This window comes from Vibrio sp. 378 (assembly GCF_033339435.1).
The window spans coordinates 78,989-101,578 of the sequence record NZ_JAWOUO010000002.1 but is presented as its reverse complement, the minus strand read 5'-3'; the positions used below and the strand labels follow the sequence as shown (position 1 = coordinate 101,578).

The following is a 22,590-nucleotide window of genomic DNA, read 5'->3' as shown; positions in this document are numbered from 1 at the left end:
TTCAACTGACTGACTCCACAACACCCCCACGCTGTGTGCGATTGGCCAATGCCTTTCATTGATATACAACCACCGTCGCAGCGTGGGTTCCCCAAACAATAATAGGTTTTAGCATGAAAAATCTTTCAAAAATCGTCGTAGCGAGCTCTCTACTGACGTGTGCTGCTGCGCAAGCGGGTGGGTTATACCTTTACGAAACAACTGCATCGGATATTGGTTTGGCATCCGCTGGTATGGCGGCTCGTGCGCAAGATGCCTCAGTAATGGCAGCAAACCCGGCTGGTCTGGCGAATGTTTCTGGTAAATCTTTCTCTGGTAACCTGATTGGCCTTTACGGTGACGCGCAACTAGACACGATGACTGGCGAGGCGGGCAACGTGATTGGTTTTGTTCCTATGGCGTCGGCATTTTACAGCCAACAAGTAAACGACAAATGGACGCTGGGTATTGGTCTGTATGGCAACTACGGCCTTGGCCTCGAGTACGAAGGTCTTTTGGATAATCATTTAGATATTCCTACAGCAACGACGCAAGCCTTAACCATTCAACCTTCCGCTTCTTACCGCATCAATGATCACTGGTCTGTGGGTGCGGCGCTTGGTATTCAGTACGGTATGTATGAAGTGGAAACGAAGGGAGTCTTGAACTTCAATGACGAAGACCAAGATACTCAGGTCAACGGCCGAGTAGGTGTGCTTTATGAGGCAACATCAGGCACGCGTCTTGGTCTGTCTTACTCTTCTGAAGCCGAATTTGAATTCGACAAGAGTAACTCCATTGCTCCACAACAACTGATCTTCAGTGCTTACCATGAAGTGAATGATGACCTAGCGGTGATGTGGAACGTGAACTGGCAAGACTGGAGCGAATACACAACCACGCTGGGCGTAGAGACACAAGACACTTACCAAATCGCATTGGGTACTCAGTACAAACTGAATGAAAAAATGATGTGGAATGCAGGTTTTGCATTCGATACCAGCATGTATGAAAGCCAATCAAACGGTGACATTACCGTTCCTACTGGCAAGGCGTACCGCATTGGTACAGGCATTGATTACAAATTGGATTCAGAAAACTCAATTGGTTTCGCGTTTGAAGCGATCTTGATGGAATCGTCAGAAACGCCACGCTTCCAAGCGGGCTTTGATGAGCCTGCACTGTACTTCATGAGCATGAGCTACAACTGGAAAAACTAATCATTCCTAATCGCTAAAACGCCTTCCTTACAGGCCATTCTACCCTAACTACCTGCACTGGATGCTGTCACGCCATCTAAGGTAGTTAGGGCGCTTTTGTCACATCCAGTGAGTGATGATTCAAAAAATATCTGCGCAGCTAAGTGCGGGTATTCAACATCTCAAAGGACTAAAAAATGAAAAATAAACTAGCGTTAGTGTGTATAACTTTGTTGGTTAGTACGCTGGCTCATGGTGCCGAGCATCGAGTAAAAGACAATAAAAACAAGTTGGCGGATGACCCAACAAAAGTTATCACGAAATTTGGCGCGTCTTACGCAAACAACTACGATTTTGATGATCAAAACATCTCATTCTCGGGCTCACTTGCGCTTGACCAAGCGCGCAAAATTAACCTGCGTATCAATGATGATGCGAGCGAGTGGCGTATTGGTGGCTCGTGGCTGTTTCCGGTCGGTATCGTGAACTTCAACTTCGGTAAAAATGAATACGTAAACGGCGCGGATCAAACCAACTACAGCGTTGGTACCTTTATGCCGCTAAGTTATTTCGGGATTGAGCCAGCAGGCTTCCAAATTTTCCCAATGGCAGGCTATACGTACAACACTGGTGATGTTCCTGTTTGTGACGGTGCAGAAAGTAGCCACTGTAGCGAGCCTAACTTTACGGGCACTCCAAGTGCAGAGAATGGCTTCAATATGATGAGCTCTTCAGGCAGCAGCGGTTACGTTGGTGCATTTGCGCTGAAATCGTTTACCAAAGAACTGACGTTAATCAGCTTCGCAGCAGGCACTTACGGCTCAGAAAACAGTGAAGGAGAGAACTACAAAGGCTTCTTTGGTGGTATCGGCCTTGGTTACCTCGTGAGCAAACGTCACTCGTTTAACGTAATGACGTTTGTCATGGACAACAACACCTATTTGGATGAAGCAGACGAGCGCATCGTATTATCATATCAATATCAATTCGAATAAATAAAAACGCAGCCCAAATAGCTGCGTTTTTACTTTGATAGAATGAACTAGTGAATTGAGTTGTTTTCTTCGATCTTTTTCTGGTATTGGTGTTTTAATATATACATGCGCTTAACATCGCTGTAAGCGCCGTTAATAAAGTATTCTTCTACAAGGTGACCTTCTTCGATAAAGCCGCATTTTTTGTATAAGTGAATAGCGACTTCGTTATCCACTGCGACTAATAAGTAGATTTTACGTAGATTAAGAATTGAGAATGAGTAATCTAACGCACGATTAATCATCTCTGTCGCATAACCTCGGCCTTGATGCTCTGGGGCGATGATTATCTGAAATTCCGCGCTGCGGTGAATGTAGTTAATCTCGATCAGCTCAACTAAGCCAATTACGATGCCGTCTTCATCCTCGACGACAAAACGTCTTTCAGCGTCATCATGTATATGTTTTCGATAAAGTTCTTCGAGCTCGTCATAAGACTCGTAAGGTTCTTCGAACCAGTAGGCCATGATATTTCGGTTGTTATTCAGTTCATGAATAAAGCGCAAATCAGAACGCTCTAATGCACGCATTTTTAGGCCTTTCTTCATCATTTTTCTCCAATGAGGGCGGAGAATACCTCCGCACTTGATGCTAGAAAATATTACCGTATTTCACAAGAATAGCGCATCTTTTTTTGGAAAATATCCTGTGATTTTCAATGTGGAAACTTAGAGTTCACGACAAATATAAATTAATCTTTACGATAAAAAACTCGATTAGGTGCTTTGCCTAATATCGTATTAAATACCGCGCAACGACTTAGTGTCTTAATCTAAACAAACAAGGTATTCAATATGTTTTCAATCGGTGACGTAGTAGTAGCGACTAAAGGTATCGATCTTGGCGAAATGGTTGTTACAGGTTTAAGCAGTGGCGGTTTTTACACACATGTAAAAGCAGGCGAAAAAACACTAACTTACCCAGCTAAAGATCTTAAGAAAGCATAATTAAATTTGCTCATTCTTATTTTTAACTGGCTTAAAGTTCGTATTAGTTATTTTAAGCGGGTTAGAATCGATAAAAGGTAGCGCAATGAGTCGCTACCTTTTTTTATTTTTTCTACCTTTCTTCACCAATATGAAACTCAACGCGATTTCTTCCGGTTTCCTTTGCCTTGTAAAGTGCTAAGTCTGCGCGTTTAACAAGTGGTTCAAATGAGTCGTCGAGACGACAGACTTGAGTTACCCCAATACTCGCGGTGAAGCTCATATCACAACCTGAATGTTGAACGGTCGTCGTTTCTAGTGCATTACGAATCGTTTCTAATGTGTCTAGAGCTTGCTGTGATGAGCGACTTCTTAATACGATGGCAAACTCTTCACCACCAACTCTGGCAAGTAAGTCACAATCAAGTAGATGACTTTTAATAGTATTAACTGCATGGATCAGTGATTTATCGCCTGCGTCATGACCAAATCGGTCATTGAGGCTTTTAAAATTGTCGAGATCTAAAATAGCAACATGGAAGTCAATGCCCAGGGTTCGGTATTCATTTAGGCGGCTTTCGATTTGTCGCATGAACTCTCTGCGGTTTGGAATACCTGTTAGATCATCCGTCGTGGCGAGGTGTTCCATTTTCATAATCTGTATATGAAGGGCAATGTTTAAAGCAATCCAATTAGCGATGCACTGAAGCTGTGCCGCTTGTTCGTTTGTGTAAATGTGCGTTTGATGATGCGCAACATTAAGCGTTCCTAGGCAGACTTTACCGTGCATTAAAGGCGCGTCCATACACGTACCCATACCATTGGATGCGAGCATCACACAATCGATCTCATCAGATTGCGTAACATCGTCGCAGATCATCAGTTGTTGCTTTTTGAACACTCGGCCAACAAACGCTTGATGAATGGGCACTAAAAATTCAGCGGGAATCGCTTTACTACCAGAGAAAGAGTAGACCTTTAAATGATCATTGTTTTCATAAAGTGTGATACTCGCACGGTCAGAATTAAATATGCGATTTATCCATTCTGCCACCGTATCAAGTACTTGCTGTAGTGTTTCCGATTGAGCTAAAAAGTGAACAAACCCTATCGGCATACATATCGGACTTTCCATGTTTTGCATCGATAAGTCATCAGGGTTAAAAGTTCTTTCAAGTCTCAATAGACATCTCCTTGGCAATGTTGCAAATACCAACAATAAATTACGTGAAGCTATTTTGTAGAAAATGTGCTTCTTGGTAAGAGTATGGTTCAATTATCGCCGTTTGTGTGCATTTGGTTGCTTAATGTGGGCGTTAACTCACCCTAAATAAGTAAATCTTATACCTATTTATAAGTAAGTCATTACTCAATAAGTGGTGTTTTTAAGATGGAAGTACAGAATGAGCCCTTCTGGAAGAGAAGGGCTAGAAAAGGATACAAATAGGGTCAGGTGAGTGGTGACTTAATTGTCTTTGTACTTTTGTAAAATCAACTGACTTATCTGCGCAACGAGTTGGTCCCTAGCTTGAAGTGAGAGCTCGGTTTCTGTGACATAAATACTAATGTAAACAGGTCGATGATTTTCCTTCCATATAATCGCGTTAATGCCACGCGAACCATGACCTCCCGCACCAGAACGGTCTGCAATAGACCAACCTGTTGGTAATACAGAACGCATTAACGAGTCTGAAACTTTGTTGTCCTGCATCCAGATTTTTAATTGTACACGAGACTCATAAGACAACGTTTCGCCTTCGACCAAAGTTCGAAGAGTGTTTAGTATGGCGTTAGGTGTAGTTGTGTCGCGGCTGTCGCCTGGTGTGGCTTCGTTCAAGCGAGGTTCTATTCTGTCTAGGCGCGTTGCTTTATCTCCAATTGTTCGCAGAAACATTGTTACGGCCTTAGGGCCGCCAATTTCATTTAATACTAAGTTGGCTGCGGTATTATCACTCATTAACATAGCGGCTTCACACGCGTGCTCTATGCGTGTGTTTTGGCCTGCGAGCTTATCCATCACTGGAGACCATACAACGATACTGCGCTCATCGACTTTTGCGGTCGCATTTTTACTTAGCTTACCGCTGTCCATATCACTTAACATTTTGGCACAAGCTAGGGTTTTGAATGTGCTCATGAGTGGGAAGCGTTCATCGCCACGGTAATCCCAACGCTCGTCTGCTTGGGTATCCCAAACTGACACCCCAATTCTGCTTGAGGTTTGTTGCTCGAGGAGAGAAATGTCCTCATTCAGTTGGGACGCGTAACTTAGGGTTGAGCAAACCATTAGCCCAGCCAACAAAAATAACTTTTTCATGGATCGTGTTCTTCAATTTTAGTTTTAGTTCGCACGGTAGCGATGTCACGTAAACTATAACGAGCCAATACTCTAAACACTGTTAAATCTATGTCTATTTTATGTAGGATTCTTTGCAATACGCTTAAACGGTCTCAATATGGGGAGAAGAGTGTTGCTATCAAGGCCTGTAGTTTGGCTTATATATTACGTCGGTGATTCGGTCACAAAAATATCTTAGCGTGAGACACTGGCTCAGAATTTCTTATCATGAGCTAACGAATAGTTTGATCCAGAAATAAAAGGAGCTGAATCATCAGCTCCTTTGTCTAGTTGGATAATTACTTACAGTTCAATCTTTTTAACCATGCCCGATTCTGCATGGCCTGGAATGTTGCACGCGAACTCAACCTTGTTGTCACCGTGGAAGTGCCACAGTAATTGCTTCGCTTTACCTGGTTCTACCGTAACTGCGTTGCCTGAGTCATGCATGTGATCACCGCTCATTGTCTTCATCATTTCGCGATGTTCTAGCTGCTCTTTAGCCGAACCAATCGTAAACTCGTGGTTGATCTTACCTGTGTTCATGACTACAAACTGCACCACATCGTTTGGCTCAATCTTGACGTCTTTCTTGAACTTGATGGTCATGTCATCACCCAAGATTACGTGTACCACCTTGTCTGGCTTTGCCCCTTTCGCTGGCATACCTACTGCCGACATGCCCGGCATATCCATCATGTTTGAATGGTCCATTTTACTGTGGTCCATCTTCATGCTGCCGTGGTCCATGTTTTCATGCTTCATGTTGCCATGGTCCATGTTTGAATGATCCATTTGGGCAAACGCAGTCGTTGTTGTTAGGGCTAGAGCAAGAGTGATTAGTGTCTTTTTCATTTTTATATCCTTGTTTTAATTCATTAATAACTTGGTTGCTTCCCCTCAAACGGCATGTTTGAGAGGAAGGTAGGGATTAAGCCTTGTTATCAGTGCGATCTGTGCTGTCGGCGTTTTCGATTTGGTTGCCAGTTTGCGTGCTTGTTTGGCTCGGAGTTGAGTTGTTTGGGCGCAACTCACGTTGTTTCCACAGCTTGAAGATGGCTGGAAGCACTAACAGCGTCAGCAGCAGTGCTGAGGCCATACCGCCAATCATTGGTGCAGCGATACGTTGCATCACTTCTGACCCTGTACCTTCGCCGTACATGATCGGAATCAGACCAATAATGACCGTCAGTACCGTCATCATTACTGGGCGAACACGCAGGCCTGCACCTTCACGAATGGCATCGGTTAGGTCTTTCGCCTCAAGCTTCTGTTGGCTCTCTTCCGCATCCAGCTTTTTGTAGTGCCATGCTTGGTTGAGGTAGACGAGCATGATGACCCCAATCTCAACCGCGACGCCTGCTAGGGCAATAAAGCCGACCCCAACGGCAATCGAGAAGTTGTAGTTGAGGATATGCATGAGCCACAAACCACCAACCATAGCGAGTGGTAGGGTAAGCATGATGATCATTACTTCGCCGACACGACGGAAACTGAAGTAAAGCAGCAGCATAATGATGGCGATGGTAATTGGTACCACGACACTCAAGCGGTCTTTCGCACGTTCCATGTATTCGTATTGACCAGACCAAGCCAACGAGTAACCCGCAGGAAGCTCCAACTGATCGGCCACGACTTGCTGTGCTTCCACGACGTAAGAGCCAAGGTCACGACCATCGATGTCGACAAACACCCAGCCGTTCGGGCGTGCGTTCTCTGTCTTGATCATTGGAGGACCGTCTTCGTAACGAATGTCCGCTACGTCAGCCAGTGCAATACGAGCGCCATTTGGTGTCACTAACGGTAAGTTTTGCAATTTTACCACTGAGTCACGGTAGTCTTGTGGGTAACGAACGTTGATTGGGTAACGCTCCAAGCCTTCGATGGTTTCACCCACATTCATACCGCCCACCGCAGTGGAGATCACTTGCTGAACGTCTTTGATGCTCAAGCCGTAACGCGCTGCGGCACGACGTTTAATGTCGATCGTGACATAGCGGCCTCCTGCTACACGTTCTGCATAAACCGATGCCGTGCCTTGTACACCATTAAGAATTGGCTCCAACTGAGAACCGATCTTCTCGATCACTTTCAGATCGGGTCCGGCGATCTTGATACCGATAGGGGTTTTGATGCCCGTTGCCAGCATGTCGATACGCGTTTTGATAGGCATTACCCAAGCGTTAGTAAGACCAGGGAACTGAACCAGTTTGTCGAACTCCTTGCGTAGTGACTCGGTTGTAACCCCTTCACGCCATTGATCGCGTGGCTTCAACTGAATCACGGTTTCAATCATGGTGAGTGGCGCTGGATCGGTTGCGGTCTCAGCCCGGCCAATCTTGCCCCATACGGTTTTCACTTCTGGAACGGTTTTGATCAGCTTGTTGGTCTGTTGTAGAAGCTCCCGCGCTTTACCAATCGAGATACCCGGATAGGTCGTTGGCATGTACATCAAGTCGCCTTCATCCAGCGGCGGGATGAACTCGCTACCCAGTTTACTGGTTGGGTAGTAAGCCGATGCCGTCAGACCTAATGCGATAACAATCATGGTCTTAGGGTATTTTAAGCTGGTGTTCAACAACGGGCGGTACAACGCGACCAAGCCACGGTTAACTGGGTTTTTGTGTTCCGGTAACACCTTACCGCGAATTAAGTAGCCCATAAGTACAGGCACGAGCGTGATTGCCAAACCTGCTGCCGCTGCCATGGCGTACGTCTTAGTGAACGCAAGCGGCGAGAACATCTTGCCTTCTTGGCCTTCCAAGGCGAACACCGGTACGAAGCTAAGAGTAATGATCAGCAACGAGAAGAACAGCGGTGCGCCAACCTCTTCTGCGGCTTTGCCAATCACTTGCCAGCGGTTTTTATCGGTCAGTGGCGTTCGTTCAATGTGCTTATGAACGTTTTCAATCATCACGATTGCACCATCCACCATGGCACCGATGGCAATCGCAATACCACCCAAGGACATGATGTTGGCATTGATGCCTTGCCAATGCATCACGATAAACGCAGTGAGAATGCCGACCGGTAGGCTCAGAGCGATAACCAACGAAGAACGAATGTGGAACAGGAACAACGCACACACAATCGCAACGACGATGAACTCTTCTGCAAGCTTCTTCCATAGGTTTTCTACCGCTGAATCGATAAGGGTAGAGCGATCGTAAGTTGCAACAATTTCCACGCCTTCTGGCAGGCTGCGTTGTAGGTCTGCGAGTTTGTCTTTGACTTTCGCAATCACTTCACTGGCGTTTTCACCAAAGCGCATCACGATAACGCCACCTACCGCTTCACCTTCGCCATTCAGCTCTGAGATACCACGGCGCATTTGTGGGCCAAGGTTAATGTCTGCGATATCACCTAATAGCAACGGCGTGCCTTTCTCGGTGACTTTTAGCGGCAGCGATTTTATGTCTTCAATGCTGGTTAGGTAACCCGTGGTACGAACCATGTGCTCGGCTTCAGCCACTTCGATAACAGACGCGCCGGTTTCTTGGTTACCGTTTTGGATTGCCATGTTCACTTGTTGCAGAGTGAGGTTGTAAGCACGCAGCTTGGCAGGATCAATCTGCACTTGATACTGCTTCACCATACCGCCCACGGTCGCGACTTCAGAAACGCCATCAACGGTTTGCAACTCGTACTTCAAGAACCAGTCTTGCAGGCTGCGAAGATCCGCCAAATCATGCTTGCCGGTTTTGTCTTGTAATACGTAGCTGTAAACCCAGCCCACGCCCGTTGCATCAGGACCTAAGGTTGGTTTTGCGTTCGATGGTAGCTTTGGTGCTACTTGGCTTAAGTACTCCAACACGCGTGAACGTGCCCAGTACATGTCGGTATCATCGTTGAAAATAATATAAACGTAAGAGTCACCAAAGAAGGAGTAGCCACGAACTGTCTCAGCACCCGGCACGGCAAGCATGGCGGTGGTGAGCGGGTAAGTAACTTGATCCTCGACGACTTGAGGAGCTTGACCCGGATAGCTTGTCTTGATGATCACTTGCACATCAGAAAGATCCGGAATCGCATCAACAGGCGTATTCTTTACACTGTAAAGTCCGCCTAATACAAGGGCTAAGGTCGCGACCAACACTAGGAATCGGTTGCTCAGTGACCAACGAATAATAGCATTGATCATAATTAACCCTCGACGGCTGCTGTTGCAGGAACTAGCTGTTTAAGAACGTAGTCAGATCCTTGTTTTTCAACTAGAAACCGAACTTTCTGTCCTTCTTCAAAACCCGTTAGATCAACGTCTTCACCCACAGAGAAGTTCATCTCACCCGCATCCCAGTTCCATTCTGCAACCGGTAGGTGGTTTAAGGTGATCATGCCAAAATCAGCCATCAGCATTGTGATGTCACCAGTCAGCCAAACTTCTGCGGCAATGACGCTGTTGTCTGCCTTATAGTCAACGATTTGGTACTGACCAGATTCTGTTTTCTGCATTTCAAATTCGATAGCCTGACCTTTTTTCAAGTCACCCATCTCGACGCCATCTGCGAAAGTGAAGTTCATTACCATGCCCGGCCAATCCCATTCTGGTACAGGTTGGTGGTTGATGGTCAGCATTCGGTGATCTTTCATCACATCCGTGATCTCACCTTTAGCCCATGCTGTTTCTGCCGCTGCTTCTACACCATTGATGCGAGACAGATCCGCCGACTGGCTTGATTCAGAATCGAGCATGAAGTGAGATGAAGTAACGATCTTATCGCCTTGTTTAAGTCCTTGTAATACTTCGATTTGTTCGCCAGCTTCACGGCCAACTTCAATTCGAGCTGAGCGGTATTTGCCATCACCTTCCGCCAGAACAACGCGAGTCATACCGCCAGAGCGGATAACAGATGATTTAGGAATCGTTAATACTGCGTCATCAGTGACAGGCTGAAGGGCAATGTTGGCGAACATGTTTGGCTTCAATGCGCCATCTGGGTTAGGGAATTTAAGGCGCACACGCAACGTACGTGTTTTCGGATCGAGGATTGGGTACACGTAATCGACAACACCTTGCCATTCATTGCCCGGAATCGCGTCAAGGGTCATCGTGGCTTGAGAACCCGCTTTCATCCAGTGCGCTTGACGCTCAAAGACTTCTGCATCAACCCAAACATTGTCCAAAGGTCCTGCACTGATCACCGCTTGAGCAGGGGACAAATAGCCACCTTCACGCACGTTTAAGCTCGCGATAACGCCATCAGCAGGCGCTTTGATTTCAATGGTTTGCGATGCTTTACCACTACGAGTAATGGATTTGATTTGAGCACGGTCAACCCCAAGCGTTACCAAGCGTTCGGTTGCGCCTTTTACAAGACCTTTGCGGCCAGTGCGGTACGCATTCAGCAATTCTTCTTGTGCTTTAACCAGTTCAGGAGAGTAGAGAGTGAAAAGCACATCGCCTTTCTTCACTTTCTCACCCACGGCATTGATGTAGAGTTTTTCTACCCAACCCGCCACACGAACGTTGGTTTGCCATAACAGACTTTCATCAAAGGCAATATAGCCAACCGTTTCGATGCGTGGTGATAGCTGTTGTAGTGTCGCGTTTGCGGTTTTAACCCCGAGGTTGTTCTCTACTGAAGGGTCAATAGTCACTGTACCCGGTGCGTCTTGTTCACCGGATAGGTCTTCTGCGTAAACAGGAATCAAATCCATGCCCATTGGGGACTTACCCGGCTTGTCGCGTTTGTAATTCGGATCCATTGGGGCAACCCAGTAAAGCGGATCATTAGAGCTTGCAGCAGATTCGCCACCCATCGCACTCATGTCGTGAGTCGAGCCCGTAAGAAAATGATTAGCACCAAACCCTAAAGCACCACCAACAATCAGCGCGATGGTTGCAACTTGTAATGTTTTCATTCTTATACCTTATTTTCCCGTTTGCGCATGACGCTACAGCGTTGTTGACTGCTCTATATCGGTCACATACCTGTAGCCCCAACGTTTTTGGGAATCACAAATTAATATGTCGAGATAGAGCGAGCTTCTGGAGAAGCCACTTGATAATCGAAACCACCGAGTAGGGTGGCTAAATTGCTGTTTGCGATGTTGAGATCGGTCAGCAGACGTTGTTGCTCTAATTGCAGAGCCAACTCGTCAGTCGTGGCAGAAATCACATCGTTAAACTGCGCTGTGTTGTTTTGATAACCCCGCTCAACGGCTTGAATGCGCGCTTTCGCTTGAGGCAATAAGGTGGATTGATAACGTTCTAAACGCTGGGTTAAGTTGCCGTGATCAACCAGCAAAGTGTTCACCTTGGCATTCATCTGCGTTAGTAAGGTGTCTTTTTGTGATTGTGCCGCGCCAACTTGGTATTGAGCGGCAGCAAGATTGCGATCTTGGCGGTCACCCGTAAACAACGGAATGTCCATGGTTAGGTAAGCGCTGACCAAATCGGAGGCGGGCTCACCCATCATGTTGTCGGCTTGGCGGTAGGCGTACATTACTTCGACGCCAAATTGTGGGTTGTAGGCTTGCTCAGCAATTTCCACCTGAGTTTTATTGGCAGAAATACTTACGTCGGCCATCCTAACCATCGGGTGTTGGCTGAGTTGCTGATAATGCTTGGTGGAACCCTGACTGGCAGCAAGTTTGCTGTTCAGTGTGTCCCAATTAAGTTGATTGCTCGCGTGCAGAGCCTCTTCGTTTGCCAACCAATCTGACCCCAACCATTCGGAGAGTTGAGAGATAAGACGACGTTGCATTTGTGCGTTGGCTTGCAGTTTCTCATCCAACTTGCTGACTTGAAGCTGGGCATTGAGCAGATCTTGCGCTTCACTCTTACCAATCGAATAGTTGGTTTGAATAAAGCTTTCCATCTCCTTCATCAACTTGCGATTCTCAAGCATGATTTGTTCAGCGCGTTGCTGGTAACCAAGTTCTAACCAAAGTTGAGTCATGCTGTTGGCTACTTCAAGCTCACGAGCATGAACTTGAAGCCCAAGGCCGTCGGCTTGTTGATTGGCTTTCTTCTGCTGTAAATCAAGCGTCGAGCCACGCTCAAACTGTTGCATTAAACCAACGGAGATGTTGGTCATTGGGTCTTCATCGAATTTGAAGCTGTCGACAGGCAAGCCACCAAAACCCACTTTCAGTTTTGGGTCCATCAAGGTCGCACTCGCGACGCCCGTTTCACGCATGGCAGCAGATTGCGCAGAGTATTGCTTACGATTGCCATCGTTACTCAAAGCGACGTTGATCAGTTGGGCAAGCTTGGTCGTTGAAGCTCGCTCACTTGATGCGGAATTTTGCGCTGCGTGCGTCTCTTTTCCTGCGGCGTTAACCAAGGTAGGCGCAGCGACCAGAGCCACCATAAAAATAGGTGCAGCTAAGCGGTATGGTTTGATATCCATAATCTAAATCCAGTGTTCGCCGGATCGATGGAGGTGCGGATTTTATTGCGGGAACAGTAAAGCCTTGTTACCTCATCGTTCAGGCGCATTAAAACAACCTGCGATACACGCGCAGGGTCGAATGCTAGGACGGATTTAGGCTATTGGAGGTCGGTATAGGTCGCGGCTGACGTGTACGACTGGGGAAGCAACTTCAGGAGTAATAGTTGCGCGATAGATGACGGGCATTGGGCTATTGGTAGGATTCGGTAGGGGGACGAAAACTATCGTACACGCGGCAGTACAGCAGGTATGAACCATGCCGGAGCCTCCACCACAGTTCATGCTGGTTTCTCTTGCATCGCCATCTTCGGACATAGAAGCGTCAGTCATGGAGACGTCCATCATACCAGGCATACCGCAGTGCTCGCTGTCACTCATCATAGAAGGATGGTGAGCCATGCCAGTAGACATCATTTGAATATTCATCAACGGCTCACTGTTCGCCACACTAGATACCAATAGCACTAGTGTCGTGAAGAGAGTTAACCAGATTGTATGCAGCGATTTTAAGTGCATACCCTTTCCCATGTGTTTGATGAAAATGATGAAAACCCTTCGATTCTAAAGGTTAACCTAAGGGTAAGGTCAATCATTTATTACTCTTATTATCAAAATAGTCCAACCCTTCTGTTTTCGCACTTTCGAGGGAGTAAAACGTTTGTTAAACACCGAGTGTTGAAAGTTAGCGAAAGAAGCCCTCGCTTTTTATGACACGTGAAAAATGTGGTTTATAAGTTTTACATCACACTAACTTGTCTTACAAATGATTATCCTTATAGAATGCATGGTTTTACTTGTGCAGATTTGGATTTGCTTTGCTGCGGGGGTTGCATGATAGAAATTGTCATCGATGGAAAATATAGAATTGTAGAAGAGGGTCTAACCCTTTTAGAAGCAGCAAAAGTGTGTGGGGTCGAGATCCCATCGCTGTGCGGAATGAACAAAAGTAATGAAAAAGTACCGTGTGACTTGTGTGTGGTTGAAGTCGAAAGCGGCGGTACTAAGCGTGCGTGTGAACTTGAAGTTTACCGGGGCCTTAATGTGGTCACGCAATCAGAACAATTAAGCGAGCACCGCAGAAAAGCACTCAACCGCATCATGACGGACCATTACGCCGATTGTGAAGCGCCATGTAAAACCGCGTGTCCAGCGGGCGTTGATATCCAATCGTACCTTTATCACATCGCACAGAACGATCATCAAAAAGCGATTGAAGTGATTAAGCGTACGCTTCCTATGCCGCTATCGATTGGTCGTGTGTGCCCGGCATTTTGTGAGAGTGAATGTCGCCGCTCGTTAGTCGATGAGCCTATTGCAATTCGTCAGCTAAAACGTCATGCCGCGGATGCGGATTTGTCTGCGCATGAAGCCTATGTACCAGAAAAGAAACCAAGCAAAGGTTTGAACATTGCCGTCGTCGGCAGTGGTCCTGGTGGTCTGACAGCTGGCTACTACCTATCGAACGAAGGCTACGACGTTACGGTCTTTGAATCCATGCCAAAAGCGGGTGGTTGGTTGCGTTATGGCATTCCAGAATACCGTTTACCAAAAGACATTCTCGATAAAGAAATCGAACTGATGTGCCGCAATGGCATGCAAGTTCACACCAATCAAAAGCTGGGTGTGGATTTCACGCTTTCTCAATTGAGCGAAGAATACGACGCAGTGTGTTTGGCTGTCGGCGCGTCTCAAGCGGTTGAAATGCATTACACAGGCAGTGACCTTGAAGGTTGCTACTTAGGCGTTGATTACCTAAAAGATTACGTTACCGAGCAAAACTATGTAACGGGTCAGAAAGTCGCGGTGATCGGTGGTGGTAACACGGCAATTGACTGTGCTCGTACTGCGCGTCGTGCTGGTGCAGACACCACGTTGATTTACCGTCGTACCCGTGACGAAATGCCGGCAGAAGACTACGAGATTGTCGAAGCGGAACACGAAGGGGTGAAATTCCACTTCTTGACCAACCCGGCAGAAAACCTTGCCGATGAAACTGGACGCGTGAGTGCGATTCGCCTAGAGCGCATGGCGTTGGGTGAGCCGGATGCATCTGGTCGTCGAAGCCCTAAACCAACTGGCGAGTTCTTCACCGAAGAGTTCGACACCGTGATTGCAGCAGTATCGCAAAAGCCAGACCTGAGCTTCCTCGAAGGTGAAGATTTGTCGATTCCGCTTACGCGTTGGAACACCTCAGATGCAGATGAAAAGACCATGCACACTGGCACGGGCAACATCTTCAGTATTGGTGATTTCCGCCGCGGCCCAGCAACGGCAGTTGAAGCGGTGGGTGATGGTCGCGTTGCGGCAAAAGCCATTGACCTGTTTTTGAATGGTGATATGGCAGACATGCCAAAGGCGGCGTTCAACTCGCGCAAAGAGAAGAAGCTCTCTCAAGTCGATCCGCTTCACTTCGAGAACATCCAGAAAGTTGCTCGATCTATCATGCCTGAGCTGACTCCAGCACAACGCGAGCAAAGCTTCGCTGAAGTGGAGTTGGGCTTTGATAACGAAGAAGCAATGAAGGAAGCTGCGCGCTGTCTAGAATGTGGCTGTCAGGCAAATACTGATTGTGCGCTGCGTGATTACTCCACCGAATATGAGGCTGAGCAAAGCTTTGACTTCTCTTTGCAGATTAAATCGCATCAAGATTGGTTAGATCTTCGTGCGAAAGACTTGCGTCATAAGTACGAAGTTGACCGCAGCTCTGAGTTTATTGAGTTTGATGCTAACCGCTGTATTAGCTGTGGTCAGTGCATCCAAGCGTGCCGCGACAAAGCCGTACACGGTGTACTGAACTTCGTGTGCGATAAACAAGGTCGTCCGGCATTACGTCCTGACGATCGTCCACACTTTGGAAGTAACAAGAATGGCTTAACCCTAATGGGTGATTCGAACTGCGTGCAATGTGGCGCGTGCGTTCAAGTGTGTCCAACGGGCGCAATGGTCGATAGTCGTGACCGTTCGCAAGGCCGTACTGAAGATCTGAAAGCGGTCGACACCATTTGTACGTACTGTGGTGTGGGTTGTAAGTTGACTATGTTCGTGGACGAAGCAACCAATACGATTCGTTACGTGAAGGGCGGTGACTCGCCAGTGAACCAAGGCATGCTGTGTGTGAAAGGGCGCTTTGGTTTTGATTTCATCGGCAGTGAAGAGCGTCTTACCACGCCTTTGATTCGTAAAGACGGTTGGTTGCAGCCTGCGAGTTGGGAAGAGGCGATTCAACTGATTGCAAGCAAGTTCTCTGGCATCAAGCAAGATTTTGGCAGCAACGCATTGGCGGGTTTCTCTTCAGCGAAAACCACCAACGAAGACAACTACGCGTTCCAAAAATTTGTCCGTCGTGAACTAGGCACCAATAACGTCGATCACTGTGCGCGCTTGTGTCACGCATCGAGTGTAACCGGTCTTGAGGCATCACTCGGTAGTGGTGCAATGACCAACGACATTCCAAGCATTAAGCACTCGGATGTGATCTTTATTATCGGTTCGGATACCACATCGGCGCACCCGATCATCGCTTCACACATCAAACAAGCAATTCGTCACCACGGCGCTCGCTTGATTGTGGCTGACCCGAAACGTGTCGATATGGCAGAGCATGCTGAGCTGTATATGGCGCATCGTCCGGGTACGGATGTGATGCTCCTAAACGGTGTCATGCAGCAGATCATTAAGAACGGCTGGTACGATCAAGAGTACATCGAAGAACGTGTCGACGGCTTTGATACCTTACTGCAAGAAGTGATGTCACCAGCTTATAACCTCGATAAAGTGGAGTTGGTTACGGGCGTAAAAGCCGAAGACATTCAAGCAATGGCGCGCATGATCGGTACAGCAGATCGTACGGCTGTTTACTACTCGATGGGGATTACTCAGCACACGACAGGTCATGACAACGTGCGTTCTATCGCTAACCTGCAATTGCTGTGTGGCAACATCGGTATTGAAGGTGGTGGTATTAACCCGCTACGTGGTCAATCTAACGTGCAAGGCGCGTGTGATATGGGCGCTTTGCCAAACAGCTTCCCGGGCTATCAAAAGGTATACAACCCAATTGTGCGACAGAAGTTTGCTATTGAATGGAACGCACCAAATCTGCCTTCTGAGCAAGGTTTAACCCTGACAGAAATCATTGACGCGGCTTGCCATCGTGACGTTCGTGGTATGTACATCATGGGTGAGAACCCAGTATTGAGTGACCCGAACCAAGCGCATGTGATTGAAGGTTTAGAAGCGCTCGACTTCTTGGTTGTTCAAGACATCTTCCTAACGGAAACCGCTCAATACGCGGATGTGGTTCTGCCTTCTTGCTCGTTTGCAGAGAAAGCGGGGCACTTCACCAATACGGAGCGTCGTGTTCAGCGTGTGAATCCGGTTGTCACGGCACCGGGTGAGGCAAAAGAAGATTGGTGGATTATTCAAGAAATCGCCAATGCCATGGGCAGTGATTGGGACTACCACTGTGTGTCTGATATCACTAACGAAATTGCACGAGTGACACCTCAATACGCGGGTCTTCGTTGGGACGCCATTACGCCAAACGGTGTGCAATGGCCGAGCAATAAGAACAACCCTGCGGGTACTCGCATCATGCACCAAACCCAGTTTACTCGTGGTAAAGGGCAAATGGTGGGCGTACCGTTCCGTTATGCGGCTGAGCTGCCAGATGAAGAGTATCCACTGGTGCTTACTACAGGTCGTGTACTTGAGCAATTCCACACTGGCACCATGACGCGTAAGACCAAAGGGTTGGATAATCTTGCTGGCCCTCGCGCGATGGTGAGCGTGGAAGACGCAGAAACGCTTGGCATCAGTAATGGTCAGCGTCTGACGGTGTCTACACGTCGCGGCAGCATTGAGATTGATGCTTTTGTGACTAAGCGTATTCAAAAAGGAGTGGTGTTCATTCCATTCCACTTTGTTGAATCGCCAGTCAACCGCCTAACGACAACGGCAACTGACCCGCATGCGAAGATCCCTGAGTTCAAGGTCGCTGCGGTTAAAGTCGAAGTGAGCGAAAAAGCGCTACTTACAGAGCCTGCAGCGGAAGCGGTTCATTCCATTTAGGCCAATCTGTTTAGATACAGGTTAGCAGCGCACTGGCGAGTTGGGCGATTACATATAAGCTTATGATATGTAATCGCTAAATGAGCCGTGCGTGTGCTAAGAGTCATTAAATGGATTGTGTTGTTTTTACCCGCTTCAATTTGGCTGGTGGCAAAGCAATATCATGATATTTGGTGGGCGGAGAATCTAACCTCGATTCCCGCTCTCCTTTTATTCGTCTACCTAGGTTTTGCTCTGGTACTTTTGGTTTGTCGTCACTGGGCGAAAGCCATTTTCTCTGCTTTAATCGGCTTCGCTTCTATTGCGTTTCTCTTACCCACTCAAATCACAAACAATCAAACTTGCGAAAATCCGCTGACGATAGTCCAATTCAACCTGTTCTACGAAAATCCGGACATCAATCAGTTCATCAATTTCTTGCTTAAACACCCTGCAGATTTGGTGGTGATGCAAGAGCTCTCGCCTCAAGTGGGGGAGAAACTTCATCTTCTCGACGATATTTATCCTTTCTATTTTGGCGGCCAGCGCGGTGTTGGTTACCCGTCAAATCAGATGATTTTGAGCCGTTATCCTTTGGAGCCAGTTTCGATTTATCACACCCCAGATGGTCAAGAGGTGATTCGAGCAATATGGCAAGTGGACAACCCTATTACCCTGATGACGGCGCATCCTCCTTCGCCAAGAACCGAGCCGTTATGGCAACGCCGCAATGCCCTGATTCGAACCATAGAAACCCTTACTGATTTGTATCCAACACCGGAAATGATCGTGATAGGGGATTTCAATCTTTCTGCTGCAAGCCCGAGGTTTAATGGGCTGTTTTCTCGTTTTCAAACTCAACCTGTTGCTAGTTGGCCAACATCAGTGAAAGGCTTGCCGGTTCCTGCTTTCGCCATGATAGGGATTGATCACCTCTGGCTTAAGTCAGAAAACTCAAATCGGATGATCTGCTCAAGAACATCGACAAATCAACCGAATGGCTCTGATCACAGGTTGGTGACGACTCTAATCGGGCAATGAGTTAGTACTTTCTATTGGCAAAGTGTCTAGTTATTTAGAATTAGGTTAAATCGCGGTGTGGCTTGTCATGGAATTGACGGACTCTGACCTTAACTTGTTATTTGGGTGAATTCTTTAACCTAAACTCCATCCGCTTCCTATACTGAGAATATAGAGAAAAGCAGAAATTCATAATGATAAGAGGCAACTTGTATGACAAGAACTACCTCAGCAGTGTTAATACTTATTTTAATGAGCGCCTATTTTGCCTATAACCGTTTTTACGTTTATCCGCAAAAGCTAGAAACACAGGCGGAATCGATGCTGATCCAAATGGCCAACCGTGAAGAGTGGCTTGACGTACATGAGATGATGGAACGTGTAGAAGCGCACAAGGCGCATCTGGAGTTGAACGCAGATATCACCTCAACCAGCGGTAAACGTGCATACAGCGAAGGTTACATTACCTATAGCGACCGCAGTCGAAATGTATGCAAACAAGTGGTTTTCAACTTCAAAATCAATTCGCTAAGAAGTTATAGCATTTCAGACCTTCACGATTGCTCTCTGGGTGAGTACTACTGATCTCGCTACGATAATTGATGATTCAATAAAAACGCCTCCAAATCCGGAGGCGTTTTTAGTTGTAGAATCTGATGGGTTAATCGAGTGATTTTTTGAAGCGTAATGATGCAACAACTAAACCTATTACCGTAAAGCCCAGTAGCCAAACCGTATCTCGCCATAGCTCCATTAAATCTGCACCACGCAACACCACACCGCGAATAATGCGCATAAAGTGGGTGGCAGGCAGGGCTTCTGATATCCATTGTGCCGCGACGGGCATTCCTTCATAAGGGAACATAAATCCGGATAGAAGAATCGACGGCAAAAGAATAAACACCGTCATCTGCATTGCTTGAAGCTGTGTCGTCGCAATGGTGGATATCACCAAACCTAAGGTTAAACTCGCGGCGATAAACAGCAGTGTGCCAAACAGTATCTGACTAATGGCACCGTTTATCGGCACACCAAATATCCAGTGCCCCAAGCCTAAAATGATAAACACCTGTATCAGACCAACAAAGATGTAGGGGATGATCTTCGCCACCATGAGCTCGATGGAGTGGATTGGCGTAGTAATCAGTAACTCTAAATTGCCACGTTCTCGTTCTCGAACAATGGCTGCACTGGTGAATAAGATCATCGTCATGGTCAGAATCACGCCCAATAAACCAGGGACAATGTTCACCGCCGAGCGCCGACTCGGGTTGTAATACAGCGCAACTTCAAAGGTTTTAGTTGGGGCAGGGCGTATCTCAAAATCAAAATCCGTTAACGGCATGGTTTGTAGCGAGAGAATCGCAGAGCTAATCATGGTGTCTGAACCATCCACAATCCATTGGCCAAGCTCTCGCCCTTGCACCATACGTTGGGTTAGGTCGCTAGGTAGAATTAAAGCGGCTCGCACCAAACCGTCTTGAATGGCTTGCTCGGCTTCTGATGCGGTAGCGAAGGTTTCAACCACATCGACCACTTGCGTGACTTTTACGGACTCAGTGATCACGCGCCCGGCAGTGCTGCCACTTTGATCGACGACGCCAACGGGAATGTTGCGAATATCCGTATTAATGGCAAAGCCGAACAGCAGAAGTTGAATCAGGGGGATCATTACGACCATGCCAAAGGTAATGCGGTCACGTGAAAGCTGACGGATCTCTTTGATCATCACCGCTTTCATGCGGGCAATAGATTTCATCATTGGCGACCTTCTCCCGTAACACTGACAAACACATCTTCCAAGCTAGGACGAGCAATGTTCATCTCGCAGCCATCAAGCTCAGGAAAGGTTTGGGTTAACCATTCGATCGGTTGTTCGATGTGCTGGTGGATCAAAATGCGTAAGCGAATGCCGAGCTGTGCGGCAGAACGGACTTCTTCGCGCTGAATGACTTTCTCTTTTAGCTCGCGTAGGTTGTCCGCTTTGACTTCGACGATGTTAACGCCCATTTGCGCCATGAGCTCTTCTGGCTCACCATCGGCGCGGATTTCTCCAGCTTCCATAATCGCCAGACGATGGCAGCGTTCCGCTTCATCCATGTAGTGCGTTGTGACCAAAATCGTTGTGCCTTGGTCAGAGAGATCAAACAATTGCTCCCAGAAATCGCGTCGGTTCTCTGGGTCAACCGCAGATGTGGGTTCATCGAGAAACAACAGTTCTGGTTTATGCATGGTCGCTGCCGCGAGAGACAAGCGCTGCTTCTGGCCGCCACTCATTCCGCCCACGCGCTGTTTACGCAACTGGTCGAGACCGTAGGTGGATAGCTGTTCTTCGATGCGAGCTTTCAGGGCCTTGGTTTCCATACCAAAGATTTGTCCAATAAACTCAAGATTCTCTTGAACCGTCAGGTCATCATAGAGGGAGAACTTTTGTGTCATGTAGCCAATCTTGAGGCGCAGAAGCTCAGATTGTTTTGGGATCTCTAGCCCGAGTACATCGACATTGCCCTCACTTGGGCTAAGCAAGCCCGTCAACACACGAATGGTTGTCGATTTACCGCAGCCGTTGGGGCCAAGAAAACCATAAATACTGCCTTTGGGCACATTAAGCGTGATGTTGTTTATGGCGGTGAAGTCACCAAACTTTTTCACTACATTTTCAGCTTGAATCGCGTATTCGGTCATTGGCTTACTCCACCAAATCCACTTGCGCTGGTATACCTGAAGGCAAGGATTGTGCTGAGTCTTGAAGGTCGACTTCTGCTAAGTACATCAAACGCGAGCGTTCTTCCTCGGTAAGCGCGAAATAAGGCGTGAATGAAGGCTCAGTCGCAACCCAACGAACGGTGCCGCTATATGGTTGCTCAACGCCATCTACATGCACGTTAACCGTTTTACCCGGAACAAAGTCGACTCGATAGTTAGCAGGAACATAAACGCGAGCGTATGGGACGCGGCTGGCTTGTATTACAGCAACCACGCCATTCACCGGAACGCGTTCACCAAGGTTAAACGGTAGGTTATCTAACAAGCCATCTCGCGTGGCCGTGATGGTGAGTTCTGCCAGTTTCTGTTCTTGTAGTGCCACATCGGCTTTTGCTGCCATGAGTGCGGCTTTCGCTTGTTCAATATCTTCAGGACGAGAGCCAGCGGTCAGTTTGCTGAACTCTTCTTGTGAGGAGTCTAGCTCTGCACGGGCAGAATCTCTGGCTGCTAAAGCGGTGTCTTTCTCTGATTGGCTGATGAGTTTCTTACGAACTAACTCCGCTTTACGTTGGTAGTTCTTTTGCGCTTCAACCAATTGAGCTTCCGCTCTGGCAACGCGAGCTTGCGCTGCGGCAATGTCTTCTGGTCGCTCACCATTGGTCAATTTCAAAAGATAAGCGTCAGCCTTGGCTTGTTCGGCTACGGCGTGAGCTAAAACGGCTTCTTGGTTCTTTGTATCGAGCTGAACCAGCACTTCTCCTTCGGTGACTTGGCTGCCTTCCTTGATGGGTAGGGCACGAATTATCTCGCTAGAGGTTGCAGTAAAGGTTACGCGGTCACGTTCCAGTGTGCCAAGGGCTTGCTGTCCGTCATCTTTGGAACAGGCAGTTAAAAGAGTCAGGGCTAGGGTGCCAAGAATGATTCGCTTCATCATGCGACGCT

The 22,590-nt window shown here is 47.4% G+C and carries 17 protein-coding genes; 6 read left to right on the top strand and 11 right to left on the bottom strand.

Translation table 11 applies throughout. From position 1 onward, the window contains the following. Positions 1–113 precede the first annotated feature (113 nt). On the top strand, positions 114–1,199 hold the full coding sequence (locus tag R7Q48_RS03860) for an OmpP1/FadL family transporter (protein WP_318132172.1): 1,086 nt from the start codon (positions 114–116) through the stop codon (positions 1,197–1,199). Between the two features lie 176 nt (positions 1,200–1,375). Beyond that, on the top strand, positions 1,376–2,173 hold the full coding sequence (locus R7Q48_RS03855) for a hypothetical protein (protein WP_256902608.1): 798 nt from the start codon (positions 1,376–1,378) through the stop codon (positions 2,171–2,173). A 47-nt stretch (positions 2,174–2,220) separates the two neighbouring features. Here the strand turns inward: R7Q48_RS03855 and speG are convergent, their stop codons facing one another. Beyond that, the gene (speG, locus tag R7Q48_RS03850) at positions 2,221–2,760 is read right to left on the bottom strand and encodes a spermidine N1-acetyltransferase (RefSeq protein WP_005375417.1); all 540 of its coding nucleotides are present in this window, start codon (positions 2,758–2,760) and stop codon (positions 2,221–2,223) included. Positions 2,761–3,006: 246 nt separating this feature from the next. Between speG and R7Q48_RS03845 the strand changes: the two genes are divergently transcribed. Then, positions 3,007–3,159, top strand: a complete 153-nt coding sequence (locus R7Q48_RS03845) for a hypothetical protein (RefSeq protein WP_005375418.1) — start codon at positions 3,007–3,009, stop codon at positions 3,157–3,159. A 112-nt stretch (positions 3,160–3,271) separates the two neighbouring features. Here the strand turns inward: R7Q48_RS03845 and R7Q48_RS03840 are convergent, their stop codons facing one another. The 7 genes from R7Q48_RS03840 to R7Q48_RS03810 form a co-directional block, all read right to left on the bottom strand. Next, positions 3,272–4,321 (bottom strand): sensor domain-containing diguanylate cyclase, encoded by a 1,050-nt coding sequence (locus R7Q48_RS03840; RefSeq protein ID WP_025998663.1) that lies wholly within the window; start codon positions 4,319–4,321, stop codon positions 3,272–3,274. Between the two features lie 282 nt (positions 4,322–4,603). Further along, on the bottom strand, positions 4,604–5,455 hold the full coding sequence (locus tag R7Q48_RS03835; RefSeq protein WP_005375420.1) for a carbenicillin-hydrolyzing class A beta-lactamase CARB-42: 852 nt from the start codon (positions 5,453–5,455) through the stop codon (positions 4,604–4,606). 324 nt (positions 5,456–5,779) lie between these two features. Beyond that, the gene (copI, locus tag R7Q48_RS03830) at positions 5,780–6,331 is read right to left on the bottom strand and encodes a copper-resistant cuproprotein CopI (protein ID WP_053307858.1); all 552 of its coding nucleotides are present in this window, start codon (positions 6,329–6,331) and stop codon (positions 5,780–5,782) included. Positions 6,332–6,407: 76 nt separating this feature from the next. Then, entirely contained in the window at positions 6,408–9,617 is a 3,210-nt protein-coding gene (locus tag R7Q48_RS03825) for an efflux RND transporter permease subunit (protein ID WP_256902610.1), read from the bottom strand. Between the two features lie 2 nt (positions 9,618–9,619). Next, positions 9,620–11,338 (bottom strand): efflux RND transporter periplasmic adaptor subunit, encoded by a 1,719-nt coding sequence (locus R7Q48_RS03820; RefSeq protein WP_256902611.1) that lies wholly within the window; start codon positions 11,336–11,338, stop codon positions 9,620–9,622. Between the two features lie 101 nt (positions 11,339–11,439). After that, positions 11,440–12,831: a TolC family protein gene (locus R7Q48_RS03815; protein WP_005375427.1), complete on the bottom strand. Its 1,392-nt coding sequence runs from the start codon at positions 12,829–12,831 to the stop codon at positions 11,440–11,442. Positions 12,832–12,966: 135 nt separating this feature from the next. Beyond that, a complete protein-coding gene (locus R7Q48_RS03810; RefSeq protein WP_170890022.1) occupies positions 12,967–13,389 on the bottom strand; it encodes a hypothetical protein in 423 nt (140 codons plus the stop codon). Between the two features lie 315 nt (positions 13,390–13,704). Here R7Q48_RS03810 and fdhF point away from each other — a divergent pair, with 315 nt between their 5' ends. The 3 genes from fdhF (at position 13,705) to R7Q48_RS03795 (ending at position 19,527) form a co-directional block, all read left to right on the top strand. Beyond that, entirely contained in the window at positions 13,705–17,943 is a 4,239-nt protein-coding gene (fdhF, locus tag R7Q48_RS03805; RefSeq protein ID WP_256902612.1) for a formate dehydrogenase subunit alpha, read from the top strand. Between the two features lie 93 nt (positions 17,944–18,036). Continuing rightward, positions 18,037–18,963, top strand: a complete 927-nt coding sequence (locus R7Q48_RS03800; protein ID WP_256902613.1) for an endonuclease/exonuclease/phosphatase family protein — start codon at positions 18,037–18,039, stop codon at positions 18,961–18,963. Between the two features lie 192 nt (positions 18,964–19,155). Then, positions 19,156–19,527, top strand: a complete 372-nt coding sequence (locus tag R7Q48_RS03795; protein ID WP_027726579.1) for a hypothetical protein — start codon at positions 19,156–19,158, stop codon at positions 19,525–19,527. Positions 19,528–19,603: 76 nt separating this feature from the next. Here R7Q48_RS03795 and R7Q48_RS03790 read toward each other — a convergent pair whose 3' ends face one another. Genes R7Q48_RS03790 through R7Q48_RS03780 form a run of 3 tightly spaced genes read right to left on the bottom strand, consistent with a single transcriptional unit; the run spans position 19,604 to position 22,582 of the window. Beyond that, complete coding sequence (locus R7Q48_RS03790) at positions 19,604–20,701, bottom strand: ABC transporter permease (RefSeq protein ID WP_009706212.1); 1,098 nt, start codon at positions 20,699–20,701, stop codon at positions 19,604–19,606. Then, positions 20,701–21,627: an ABC transporter ATP-binding protein gene (locus R7Q48_RS03785; RefSeq protein WP_033906808.1), complete on the bottom strand. Its 927-nt coding sequence runs from the start codon at positions 21,625–21,627 to the stop codon at positions 20,701–20,703. Before R7Q48_RS03785 ends, R7Q48_RS03790 begins: the two co-directional genes overlap by 1 nt. A 4-nt stretch (positions 21,628–21,631) precedes the next feature. Next, on the bottom strand, positions 21,632–22,582 hold the full coding sequence (locus R7Q48_RS03780) for an HlyD family secretion protein (protein WP_005385136.1): 951 nt from the start codon (positions 22,580–22,582) through the stop codon (positions 21,632–21,634). Between the last annotated feature and the right edge of the window lie 8 nt (positions 22,583–22,590).